The sequence below is a fragment of the Lapidilactobacillus salsurivasis genome, assembly GCF_054785215.1.
In genome coordinates this window covers 79,088-91,474 of the sequence record NZ_BAAABI010000007.1, presented here as the reverse complement: position 1 = coordinate 91,474, position 12,387 = coordinate 79,088, and the positions used below count along the sequence as shown (strand labels likewise).

Sequence of the window (12,387 nt, the reverse complement as noted above, 5' to 3'; positions counted from 1 at the left end):
TGGCACGCTGGTCGCGCTGAGTCAACTGGGACCGCCGCGGGGCCTGTTCGCGTATCAGGCTGATCGTCTATGACGAAAGGGCAGCATTCATGGTTAGAAAAGGAAGAGGTGAGCGTTTTGCATTGGTTGGGACTAGTGGCGATCTTGTTGGCTTGGATCGGCTACCAATGGTTGTTACGGCTAATAGGTGTTGATTTCTATGCGTCTTGGATCGTCGCGTTATTGGCCCAGATCATGGTCCTTTATGTCTTCGCGATGATCGGGCAACTGCGGCTAGGGATTTACCTGGTTGTTGGTTTGGGTGTCTTGATTTCGTTGGTTTTGTTTCCACTGGCACTATTTCGCAAAATCGACCTACTTTCAGAAGATATTCATCTGTTTGATCTTTGGATGGTGGTTTTCGGCATTGCGCTTGCTGTGGCCTTGTTCTTGAGTCCCTTGATCCATTATGATAATTTCTCCCATTGGGCGCTGATCGTCAAATTCATGACTTATACGGGGCATCTGCCTAGAGCTGCCGATCAAATCATCAGCTTCACTTCCTACCCGCCGGCAACCGCACTGTGGTTAACCGAATGGGCAACGCTAGTCGGTTACCACGATGGCGTCTTACTGGTGGCCCAATTTGGGTTGATCTGGAGCGCGACTTACGCGCTTTTCGCGGTTTTACGTGATCGGACGCGGGCGTTGACGGCGATGGTGCTCTGCTTTGCGATTTCAATCGCTAACGTGTTCAATATTGCGATCCGGTTCAACAACTTGTTGGTCGATTATGTTTTGCCGATCGTTACCGCGGCGGGACTCGCCGTTTTATATGCTCATCGCGACCAGCCCCGCTACCAATGGCCCTTATTGGCGTTGTTCAGTGCGAGCTTGCTCTTGATCAAGAATTCTGGAACGTTCTTCGTTGTGGTCTTGGTCGGGTATGGTCTCTATCTTAATCTCAAACGCCTACGCCATCAGGGCTTTGGTCATCATTTACGTGGTTTATTAGGCTATCTCGTGACGGTGGTTCTCGGGGTGCTGCCGTTCCTGTGGTGGCAACAGCACGTGAAAATAACTTTCCCAAGTTCGTCTAAGCACCAAATTGACTTTCAAGCTTATTTGCGTCAGCTCAAGGGTGAAAGTGACGGCACCATGATGAAGATCACGACGAAATTCTTCCGCGCGCTTTTTGATCCGAGCACCTTGGCGCTTCAAGGGATGTTGCTAGTCAGCGCCGCCTTATTAGTCGCGTGGATCGTGATCCGCTGGGTCATCAAGCGTCGCAATCCGTTACTCAAACTGTTGATCGTGGTTGACTTAGGCTACTTGCTGTACGCCGTGAGTGTGCTGGCCATGTATCTTGTTTCCATGCCTTACGCTGAAGCCATCAAACTAGACGGCCTGGAGCGCTATCTCGCCAGTACGGTGATTCTGAGCCTGTTTGTGGCGGCGCTGGCCTTGGCGGTGGAATTCGATTACGCCTTGTATGAGCAGAATTTCGCCAAACGTGGGCTCCGTTCCTTCCGCTCGGTCAGCACCAAAACGATTTATCAAACGGTTAGCTTCGGCTTGCTGACGTTCTCAGTGATCATGATGGTTTCCGAGATCAATGGGATCGATCACATCAATGCCGTCAATCAGCGAACGCTGCCGGTCCAGCTAACGAAAATCTCGCAACCCCGCACCAAAGTCACCGATCAGAAGTTCCTGTTGGTTTATCCAGAGCCGGAAGACGTTGACAATTATTACGCGGGTCAAGTCGGCAGGTATTATTATTTCACGGATAAATTGGTCGGCCAAGAAGCGTTTCAGATGACGCCGGCCGCCTTCAAAACCATGATCCAACAGTATGATTACGTCGCCATCCCGGAACATCATTTGACCTTCAGCAAACTACTACGCAAGACATATGGCCAAACCGTGCGCACCGGCTTGTTTCGGGTAACGCCAACGGGTCTTCAGCGGATCGATCCGCAGGCCCGGCACTATTGAGGCCAACTGGCTAAAAAAACGCTAATGATGATCAGCCACGATTGCTTGATGTGCTGGGGTCGTTAGCGATTTTTTGGCGTGAAAAGAATTCTGTTGCGGGAATACCAGCGGATTTTGCGTATTTTAGATTAAGGACGATTTGAAGCTGTTTGGGGAGTAAGCGTTCTATGCTATACTTAACGTGGTATCAAGCTGTCCGGAAAGGTGGCAACGAAGATGAATGCAGCAACACTGAAGGCCTATTTTGAAGAATCTGGTCTGACCGTCGCGTTTATGCAGGAAAAAACGCATCAGAATTTTCCTGATTTTTTGTCTGGCGCAAAAACGCCAACCTTTAACCAGCTGATTAAAATTGCGCAGGTGCTGAAAATCCCAGTGGGATTATTGCTCCTAAATCAACCGCTTGAATCAAGGACGGAGCAAATCAATTTTCGTACGGTCAACTCGGAACATGTGGACCAACCTAGTAAAGAATTGTTGGATACAATTGCTGAGATGCGCACGAAACAAGACTTCCTACGAGGGGAGATCGACACCGAATTACCTTATATTGGACGGTTTACAAGCCACGATAACGAATTAGAAGTGGCTCGTTTCATTCGTCAGACTTTGATGATCAGTCAAGATTACTATCGGTATACAGATAAGACACATATTATTCAATACTTACGTGAGCGAATCAATCGGAGTGGTGTCTTCGTTTTCTTTAATGGCAAATATAAGGACAACACTCATCGCGTTTTAGATCCACATGAGTTTCGCGGATTCGTCTTGGTTGACACGAAAGCGCCGCTGATTTTCATTAATCAAAAGGATAGTAGCAATGGCCAATTATTCACGCTTGTTCACGAATTGGTTCATCTCTTTATTGCCGACGAGGAGATTCTTGGGCATCAAAGCCTGAAGCATGATTTTGATCCGACAGAGGTATTTGTCAATAAAGTGACGGCAGAGATATTGGTTCCCCAAGCAAGTTTCCTGAAGCAGTATCGTCAAACGCCGGAAATGGCCGCATTAGCGTCTTATTTTAAGGTCAGTGAATTTGTGATCGCCCGGCGCTTGTTGGATAATCGTCAAATCAAACAGGCCGACTACGATCAACTGATCGATGAATTAACTAACCATTACGAAGCTTTTCAGCTGACGCGAACGACCGAAAAAACCGGTGGTAATTTCAAAAATAATATTCGTTTTAGAATCGATCGCCAATTCTTTAACTATGTTCAAAATGCCATCAACAACCAACAACTATCATACACAGAGGCTTTCAATATTATTGGCGTCGGCTACAAGGGTTATCATATCTTGAAGGAGCGTAGATAGATGACGTATTTATTGGACACAAATATTTATATCTCTTTCTATGATCGCTATTATCCTAAAGAGAATTTCCCTTCTTTCTGGCGCGAATTTACAACTATTCTTAATGCGGATATCGTTATCCCCAAGGTGGTCGCCAACGAAAATATTCAAAGTGAATGGTTTGTCAACGAGTATTTGAAGAACCATTACCAACATAAATTGCTTGATCAACGGCTGTATGTTACCGAGTGGCAGCAGGTGCTGGAACATATTCAAGCCAGCGCTAATTATCACGATGAGGCTTTGAACAGTGATCGTGGTTGGGCGAATTTAAAGATTGCTGATGGCTGGTTGATTGCGATCGCTAAAAAGACCGGCTATACGATCGTGACGGATGAAGTCAAGAATATCAATCTCAACCAACAACATCCGGCCAAAAATTGTAAGATTCCTGATATTGCTCAGGATTTAAACGTTCCCTGTATCTCGATGCTTGAGTTTTTTAAAGAAATCGACCTGCGGGTTTAGCGAGGAATTTCTGTTTCGCCAGGCTTTTTTGCTTTTAAGCACGCTTCAGATCAGTACCGTAAAGGATTGAAAGAGAGTTACCTTTCAATCCTTTTTTATATATAAAAAATGTATCTTGTTTTTAGCGCAATGATAAATATATTTGAGAAACATTGCTGTAACAGCATATTGCGATGAAAGTCGAAAATAAATATATAAAAATTGTATATTTATCTTGCCTTGACAAGTGAAAGGGGTTACAATAATAAGCATGATTGTGAAGTAGTATACGGAGGGAAAGCAATGGTTGATTTAACAGCGGCGCAGTTGATGCTGCATCAAATGGTTCAGGAATTCAGCGCGAATGAGGTCCGACCCCATGACATGACGATTGATCGGGAACGGTCGTTTGGCCCTGATCTTTATCAGAAGTTGATCGATACGGGCTTTTTGGGCCTGATGTTGCCGGAGGAATATGGGGGCGCCGGGTTCGACGCGGTGGCGACGGCGCAGACGATTTATGATCTGGCCGTGGGCAACGCCAGCGTGGCGGTTACGCTGGAAGGTCACTACAAGACGTTGGATCAGCTGTTGAAATACGGACAACCATCTTTGCTGGAACGCTATTTGCCTAGCGCGACCCAGCGGATTTTCGCTTTCTCGATGACCGAACCCAGTGGCGGCTCGGATCACAGTACCTTGGGTTCGACGGCGGTCCTTCAGGGTGATAACTGGGTGCTCAATGGCAACAAGATCATGATCACCAATGGCGGACTGGCCGAAGTCTACTGTGTGCTGGTCAAAACCGCGCCCACCGAATTCTCGGTTTTCTTAGTTGATCAAGACATGCCCGGTTTTAAATTCGGCAAGCAGGAAAACTTCCTCGGCCTGACGGGAACGCCGATCGGCGAGATTTTCATGGAGAATGTCGTGGTGCCGGCGGACCACTTGCTGGGCAAAGTGGGCCAGGGTCATGAGATCGGCGATAACGCCCATGCGGACGCTCGAGTCTTAATGGGCGCCGTGGCGGCGGGGATCATTGAACATGAGCTGGAATTGGCAGTGGACTACGCGCATCAGCGGAAATCCGGCAGTCAACGCTTGACCGACTTGCAGGCGATCCAACGCAAAATCGCGGACATCGCGCTGGCCAAAGAAACCACCACGTTACTTTATCAGGAAGCCGCCCAGCGCAAAGCTAAGGGGCAGCCGTATGCCGAATTGGCGGCGATGGCCAAGACTCACGGCAGTCGCCAAGCGGTCCGCGCCGGCGATGATACGCTACAAATCTTTGCGGGCTATGGTTATAGCCTGGATTATCCGGTGGAACATTTGATTCGCGATGCCCGCGCCTTGGAAATAGCGGAAGGAACCGTGGAGAAGATGCGCGGCGAAATCACTCAGTTAGAAGTGGCGCAGCGTCTTTAAGCGCCGGTAATCGCAAGCGCCTCTAGAACCAATCGTGGGGCAGTAGCGTTGGTCGGCCAGTTAAAGGGCGACCAAGGTAGCTAGTATGTCGAATCGTGACCAGCAGAACCAGCAAGACCAGCAGGAATGGCGCCGATTAGGACGCCTTGAGAAGGAGCTTTTGGTATGAAAATCGTTGTATGTTTGAAACAGGTGCCTGAAACCAATCGGGTCAAACTTGATCCGGTCACCCACAATTTGATCCGGCAAGGTCTCGCTGGGAAAATCAACCCCTTTGACCGTAATGCGGTGCAGGCGGCGCTGGACCTGAAAGCCCAAACTGGCGCCGAGGTGATTTTAGTATCAATGGGACCTCAAGATAATGAATATTGTTTGCGCGAAGGTTTGGCAATGGGCGCGGATCGAGCAATCTTACTGAGCTCCCGAGCCTTCGCTGGGTCGGATACACTGGCCACTGGCTATGTCTTAAGCCAAGCGATCCGCCAAATCGGCGCAGTGGACCTGGCCTTCTTCGGACGCCAAGCAGTTGACGCTGATACGGGACAAGTCGGACCGATCGTGGCGGAATTCCTGAACTGGCCCCAATTGACGTTGGCCAGCCAACTGACTTTAACGGGCGACAGACTGGTGGGCACACGGCGGCTCGGCGACTTGGCTCAAACCGTGGCGTTAACGCTACCGGCGGTGATCACGGCCAGTCAAGAATTGAACGCGCCGGGTTATTTGCAACCGCGGCAGATCAAGGCTAGTTTTCAACAAGAGATCACGGTTTGGCAAGAAACGGATCTGGACGCGGATCTGACGTGGCTCGGAGTGTCCGGATCGCCAACTGTGGTGCGGCAAGTCATGGCGCCGCAAGTTGAGGCGAAGCAGACAACCATGTTACCGCCAGATCCAGAGCAGGCAGTCAGTACCTTGTTGACCGCCCTGCAAGCTAAAAATTTAATTCAGGAGATGACCCGCTGATGACCACAGACACGACAAAAACACCGGAAGTTTGGATTTTTGCGGAACAGCACGGCAACAAGGTGGCGCCGACTGTTTGCCAACTGATCACCAAAGCGCGGTCGATCGCGCCGAATTTCCAGGTCGTTGTGATCTTATTGGAAACGCCCGACCAACATTTGGAGACAGAACTGGCTGCTTATGGGCCGGACCGCGTGGTGATCGTCGCGGATCCGCGGATCCAGCAAGCGGCCGACGCGGAATTGGCCAGTATTTTGGCCACTTTGGCGCTACGGTATCAGCCGAATAGTTTCTTGTTCGGAGCGACGGCGTTGGGTCGGTCCTTGGCGCCTCGCGTTCAGGCCAAGTTGCAAACCGGCTTGACCGCGGACTGTTTGGACTTCCGTTTTGAAGGAGAGTTGTTGATTCAGACCAAGCCGTCATATGGCGACAATATTATGTGCGAGATCGTTTGCCCCAAGCGCCGGCCGCAAATGGCGACGGCGCGGCCCAACACGTTTGCCGCGGCAAAAGTTGCGCCGGAACAGATCTGTCAGGATTTCCAACGAATCACCGAGCTCTCGTGGCCAGTGGTACCGCATTTCGAAATTCTCAAGGAGCAACTGCTGCCGCAAGATCAGGCGGGCTTGGCTAAGGCGAAGCGGATCGTGGCCATTGGTCGTGGCGCGGCGGACGCTGCCAGCATTGCGGCAGCGCGGGACTTGGCTGATAATTTGAACGGGCAACTGGGTGTGACCCGACCGTTGACTGATGATGCCCAATTTACGGTGGCAGATCAAATTGGCCAAAGTGGGGCCACCGTGGCGCCAGAATTACTGTTTTGTTGCGGGATCTCTGGCGCGGTTCAGTTTCTTAGTGGCATCACCAACGCTAAGACCGTGGTAGCCGTCAATTCGGATGCCCACGCCGCGATTTTTTCAGCGGCGGATTTCGCCTACGTAGGCGACGCTCAACCGTTTTTGACCGCGCTTAATCGGCGCCTGCAAAACTAAAGGCGCCAAAAAACGTCCAGCATGCAATTGCGAAATGCGATTGCGCTGGACGTTTTTTGTTGCCTGATTGACTTGTTTGAGGGCGCAAGCTCAATCCTGGTTGGGTAAAGTTCGCTTCAGCAAGTCGGCGTAAGCTTGATATTCTGCTTTAAAGAAACTGTTCTTCGGAAACACCAAGTTAAGTGGATGGCTGATCTGGAAGCCAGGGAGCGCCAATGGCCACAAGGTATGGCGCGCCAGATCAGCGGCGACTAGCTCGCGGTAGAGAAAACTGAAACCAACACCGGTTCGCAAAACTTGGATGATCGTCTCCGGATCAGGCAGTTCGATCTGCTTCGTGAACTGATTGAGATGTTGATTCTGCGTGGCCAGAAAGCTGGTCAGAATTTCGCGGCTACCAGAGCCAGCTTCGCGAACCAATAATGTTTCCTGATGCAAACGCGACCAACTGAATTGCGCTGGCGAACTAAGCCGCTGTTCGCCGGTCACGGCGATGAAAGGACTATTGCGCAGGAAGAAGGCATCAAATTCAGTGGCGTCGAAATTACCTTCGATCAAACTCAGGTCAATCGTGCCGCTGCGCAACCCGGCTAAATTCTCCGCGGTGTTGGCCAGTTTGACCGTGAGATGATCGTATTTCTGGCTGAGGACTTGTAGCAGTGGTGGCAAGAGTGTGTGACTGAGGGAACGCGTGCAGCCTAAGGTCAGCGCGGTTGGCCGCCCAGATTTCTGTAAGGCCGCGAGAAAATGTTGATTCTCCGTCATGATCAATTGGACATAACGTTGTAAGGCTTGACCTTCAGCGGTTAGTTGGATTCGACCATGTTGGCGCTGCACCAATTGCAAGCGCAACTCGCCTTCAAGCGATTTGATTTGTTGCGACACCGCGGGCTGAGTGATGAACAGTTCCGCCGCCGTTGCGGTAAAGGAGAGATTTCGACTCAAATGATAAAAGGTCAGGTAGCGTTTATCCAGCATTAGGGCCTCCGTGATTAGTTAATCTTATACCTACCTAATAAATACTAATTTTTACTTATCTAGTGCCTATGATACCATGAAAAAGCGATCAAAAAAAGAGAGTGCGGAGCGCAACGGGTTGACTTCGAGCATTAGCCTAGCAAGGCTTTTGGAAGCAGGTTTGGCTTCCAGAAGCCAGGTGTAGTTAAGCGGAAAAGTCAGTTGCGTGCAGCACGTTTCCAAAAAACAGAGTGAGAGCCAGCCCGGGTAGCGCTTGAGCATTAGCCTAGCCACTGTTTTGGGAGCTGGTCTTAGCTCCCGGAATAGTGACGTAGCTAAGCGGAAAGCGCTGGGGTGGCGAACACGTTTCCAAAGGAGGAGTTCGATGAGTTTTAAAACAATACGAACGAAAAGTTTTGCCTGGGCTTTTCTGATTACGTTAAGTTGTTCGTTATTAGGCAGTTTTCTAGGCAGTTTACCTTATTTATCAGTGATCGGCGCCTTGGTGCTGGCCTTGATCCTCGGCATGCTCTTTCAAGTGTGGCCGGCCGCCGTTCAGGCCAGCCGTGCGGGTAACGGGGTGATTTCCAATAAATTCCTCCGCTTGGGGATTATTTTGTTAGGGTTTAAATTGAACCTGATCGAGCTGGCCCACGCCGGGATCAAAACAATTGTCGTGGCGCTGGTGATCGTGACTGGGACGATCAGTCTAACTTATTGGCTCGCCCGGAAATTTGGCGTCTCGCGTCAATTAGCGATCCTAGCGGCCTCGGGAACGGGCATTTGTGGCGCGGCGGCGGTCATGGGAATCTCGCCGCAGATTCCCGCCGCTGACGGCGATGAAGCGCAAAAGCATGATGATGAAGTGTTGGCAGTGGCGATCGTGGCGATTCTCGGCACGGTCTTCACCTTGATCGAGCTGGGATTACGCCCCCTGTTGCACATGACGCCCACCCAATTCGGCGTCATGGCCGGCGGGTCGCTCCACGAAATCGCGCACGCCGTCGCCACCGGAGGCGCGAACGGCCCGGTCTCGCTGAATACCGCGATCATCATGAAACTGTCGCGGGTCTTGTTACTGGCGCCAGCGGCCTTGATCATCGGCATCTGGTATCAACGCCAAACTAGCGGGACCACGGCCACACCGCGGAAATTACCGATTCCTTGGTTCATGCTGGGCTTTATTCTCGCGTCCGTTGCCGGGACTTTTTTGCCGCTATCCAGCGCGGTTTTGGCCGGTTTAGTGAAGTTGGCTTACTTGGTTCTCGGCATGGCCATGGCCGCCTTGGGCATCAGCGTTAATTTCAAAGTCTTCTGGCGCAGCGGGCGCAAAGCCGTGCTGGCCTGCCTCACCGGGTCGGTTTGCTTGCTCGCCTTCACGATCCTCGTTAGTAAACTCTTCTTCTAACCAAGTCAGCGCCCATTCTTTTTTCAAAAAGCGCTTGCAATTAGCCGGTACCTTGGCATAAGCTGGTGATAGTGCGCAACTATCTTTACTTGGGAGGAATCATTATGCCGATTGTTTCACCTTCACTACTTGCCGCCGACCTATTCAAGCTTGGCGACCAGATCAAGATCATCGAACAAACTGATGCCAGTTACTTACACGTGGACATTATGGATGGCCATTACGTTCCGAATATCAATTTCGGCGATAAAATCGTCGGCGAATTGAAGCAACACACCGCGCTGACCTTAGATTGTCATATCATGGTTGACCAGCCAGAACAGGTCATCATGGACGTGGCGGCTGCTGGCGCGGATATTCTCACGTTTCATCCGGAAACCTCTGCCCATCCTTACCGCCTGATCCAAGAAATCCACCGCCTGGGCAAAAAAGCGGGGATCGCCTTTGACCCGGGAATTGCCCTGAGCACCTATGCCGATTTGTTGCCATTGGTGGATCAAGTGTTGGTAATGACCGTCAGCCCAGGATTTGGTGGCCAGAGCTTCCTGCCAGCGATGGTGGAAAAGGTCGCCGTCGCGAAACAGATCCGCGAGCACAACGACTACCATTACGACATCGAAGTTGACGGCGGCGTCAACGCCAGCACCGGTCAACAATGTGTCACGGCCGGCGCCAACGTATTAGTGGCCGGTTCCTACGTGTTTAAGGGTGACATTGCCGCACAGATCAAATCGTTGTCGAGTTTGTAAAATGATTGATCGGTTAATCAGATAGTAAATATCAGCGAAACGTGGTCGATTGAGACCGCGTTTTTGCGCGTCATTACGAAATAGCTAAGCAAGCAGAATGAGAAAATCACTGCTAAAGTGAGGATGGAAAATCGTGAATCGAGTAACAGTAGTCGGCAGTATCAACGTTGATCGGATCTTGCATATCGCGCAGCTGCCGCAGCCAGGGGAAACGATCAAGATGACCCAGTTGGATTTGGCCGCTGGTGGTAAAGGGGCCAATCAGGCGGTGGCGGCGGCGCGGTCGGGCGCGGCGACGACCTTTATTGGTGCCGTGGGGACTGACGCTGAGGGGCGGATGATGCATGAGCAGCTTGTTGCCAATGGGATCAATGTTGATCACGTGGCTCAAGTGGCGGATGTGGTGACTGGGCAGGCTTATATTCTGTTGCAGGCCGGTGGTCAGAACTCGATCATTATCAACGCTGGGGCCAATGCGCTGGTTTCACCGGCGTTGGTGGCGCAGAGTGAGGCGGTTTTTGAACAGGCGGATTTCGTGATCACGCAGTTTGAAACGCCAGTCGCGGCGGCGCTGGCGGCGTTCGCCAGTGCGCGGGAACATGGGGTGACCACGATCTTGAACCCGGCGCCGGCCAGTGACCAGCCGCAAGACGACTTGTTGCGCTTGACCGATGTGATCGCGCCAAATGAAACAGAAAGTGCGCGCTTGACGGGCATCAAAATCACCGATGCCGCGTCGTTGACGGCCAGTGCGGCTTATTTCCATCAGCGCGGCGTCAAAGCGGTGATCATTACGCTAGGCGAGCAAGGCTCCTTCCTGTCTTACGCCGGTCAAGAGCAGCGGGTGCCAGCGTTTAGAGTCAAAGCGGTGGATACCACCGCGGCTGGGGATACGTTTATTGGCGCGATGGTGTCGCAATTGCGGCCAGACCTAAGCAATTTGGTGGCGGCGATGACCTATGCCAGCAAAGCGTCGGCGTTGACCGTGCAGACACTGGGCGCATTCCCATCAATCCCTACTGCGACGGCGATCCAAGCGTTTGGTCAATAGGCGCAACGTTATTAGGCGTTCCAAGCTGGTCCGATTTTGCGGCCTGATTACTTCCGAACCAAGCCCTAACGAGACCTAAGCCGAATCCAAGCGCCCCAAGCAAAAAAATCTTCCGTTCCGCTCAGCTCGATGCCATTGGTGGCCGAGTCAGCGGAGGGAAGATTTTTTATTTTGGAATTGAAGCGGTTGAAATGATTGAAATGGTAAAACTGTAAAATGATTGAAACAGTAAAGCGGTAAAACTGTAAAACGATTGATCAGGAACTGGCCGTCAAAGGCTTACTTGCCGTTGGGAGCAGCGGCCAAGGTCCAAGTGATGGCCGCGCTGTATGCGCCGGCGGTAGCGTTGGCTGGTAATTCTAATGTGGCGCCGTCGCCCGCATAGTTGGCGTTGAAGGTTCCGATTGCCTTATCGTCAGTGGCGTAGAAAATATTAGCCGCGGAATCATTCAATTCAAAGCTCGCAGGCGCGCTGACCGTGCTATTGGCAGCCAAGGCGTCTTCGCTGCTTTCACCATGAAGCTTCGGTGTGCCCAAGCCCAATTGCGCGCCGGCCAAGACTTTCTCGCCGTCCTTGAATTCACTTCGCGCGGCGGAAACAGACCAACCTTCTGGTAGCACGACCCCAGCGTTGACAACTTGAAGCGTGGGCGTAACTTTGGTTGAATTAACGGTTTGTTTCTTGCCAGTGATCTCGGTCTCGTCGAAGAAAATATCCGGCGCTTGGGTCAATTGCAGCCCAGCGGCGTTTTCCTTCAAGTTGATGCTGGCAGTGGTTTCGGATTTTTGCGGCTCAACTTCGGCGTGGGCAGTCGCCACACTCGTTGTGAAAATACCTAAAGTCAAAGCGGCTAATAATGTGATTGTTTTCGTAGCTTTCATGTTTTCCTCCTCAGGAATCTTAAAAAAAGTGATGTTTGGTCGCGGTCGGTCCAGCCGCCTCGTCAACCGACATTGGCCGCTAGCCAGTGTCGTTCATCGGGGGCTTGGGCTGTGCCGACCGGCGATAATAAGAAGTTGCTCGGTGGATCTTCGTTGCCGGTGTCGACG

General features: G+C 51.4%; 11 protein-coding genes. 9 read left to right on the top strand and 2 right to left on the bottom strand.

The genetic code is table 11. The features are described from left to right. Positions 1-69 precede the first annotated feature (69 nt). From ACYVSB_RS09510 to ACYVSB_RS09485, 6 genes are all read left to right on the top strand, one after another. Positions 70-1,977 (top strand): ABC transporter permease, encoded by a 1,908-nt coding sequence (locus ACYVSB_RS09510; protein WP_461219217.1) that lies wholly within the window; start codon positions 70-72, stop codon positions 1,975-1,977. A gap of 216 nt (positions 1,978-2,193) precedes the next feature. Next, positions 2,194-3,300 carry an ImmA/IrrE family metallo-endopeptidase gene (locus tag ACYVSB_RS09505; RefSeq protein WP_225422153.1) on the top strand — a complete coding sequence of 369 codons (1,107 nt, stop codon included), beginning with the start codon at positions 2,194-2,196 and terminating at the stop codon, positions 3,298-3,300. Continuing rightward, positions 3,301-3,807, top strand: coding sequence for a DUF4411 family protein (locus tag ACYVSB_RS09500; RefSeq protein ID WP_125597754.1), 507 nt, complete (start codon positions 3,301-3,303; stop codon positions 3,805-3,807). Between the two features lie 282 nt (positions 3,808-4,089). Continuing rightward, positions 4,090-5,214: an acyl-CoA dehydrogenase family protein gene (locus ACYVSB_RS09495; RefSeq protein WP_461219216.1), complete on the top strand. Its 1,125-nt coding sequence runs from the start codon at positions 4,090-4,092 to the stop codon at positions 5,212-5,214. Positions 5,215-5,379: 165 nt separating this feature from the next. Continuing rightward, positions 5,380-6,180: an electron transfer flavoprotein subunit beta/FixA family protein gene (locus tag ACYVSB_RS09490; RefSeq protein ID WP_461219215.1), complete on the top strand. Its 801-nt coding sequence runs from the start codon at positions 5,380-5,382 to the stop codon at positions 6,178-6,180. Next, positions 6,180-7,172 (top strand): electron transfer flavoprotein subunit alpha/FixB family protein, encoded by a 993-nt coding sequence (locus tag ACYVSB_RS09485; RefSeq protein WP_461219214.1) that lies wholly within the window; start codon positions 6,180-6,182, stop codon positions 7,170-7,172. The genes ACYVSB_RS09490 and ACYVSB_RS09485 overlap by 1 nt, the downstream gene beginning before the upstream one ends. A 90-nt stretch (positions 7,173-7,262) precedes the next feature. On the opposite strand, the gene ACYVSB_RS09480 is transcribed toward ACYVSB_RS09485, so the two are convergent. Continuing rightward, positions 7,263-8,150: a LysR family transcriptional regulator gene (locus ACYVSB_RS09480; RefSeq protein WP_461219213.1), complete on the bottom strand. Its 888-nt coding sequence runs from the start codon at positions 8,148-8,150 to the stop codon at positions 7,263-7,265. Positions 8,151-8,514: 364 nt separating this feature from the next. On the opposite strand from ACYVSB_RS09480, the gene ACYVSB_RS09475 reads away from it, so the two are divergent. The 3 genes from ACYVSB_RS09475 to rbsK all read left to right on the top strand — a co-directional run bounded on the left by ACYVSB_RS09475 (position 8,515) and on the right by rbsK (position 11,337). Further along, the gene (locus ACYVSB_RS09475; RefSeq protein WP_461219212.1) at positions 8,515-9,537 is read left to right on the top strand and encodes a YeiH family protein; all 1,023 of its coding nucleotides are present in this window, start codon (positions 8,515-8,517) and stop codon (positions 9,535-9,537) included. Positions 9,538-9,641: 104 nt separating this feature from the next. Beyond that, positions 9,642-10,286 (top strand): ribulose-phosphate 3-epimerase, encoded by a 645-nt coding sequence (rpe, locus tag ACYVSB_RS09470; protein WP_461219211.1) that lies wholly within the window; start codon positions 9,642-9,644, stop codon positions 10,284-10,286. Between the two features lie 130 nt (positions 10,287-10,416). Next, entirely contained in the window at positions 10,417-11,337 is a 921-nt protein-coding gene (gene rbsK, locus ACYVSB_RS09465) for a ribokinase (RefSeq protein ID WP_461219235.1), read from the top strand. A gap of 279 nt (positions 11,338-11,616) precedes the next feature. On the opposite strand, the gene ACYVSB_RS09460 is transcribed toward rbsK, so the two are convergent. Further along, positions 11,617-12,219, bottom strand: coding sequence for a WxL domain-containing protein (locus ACYVSB_RS09460; protein WP_461219210.1), 603 nt, complete (start codon positions 12,217-12,219; stop codon positions 11,617-11,619). Between the last annotated feature and the right edge of the window lie 168 nt (positions 12,220-12,387).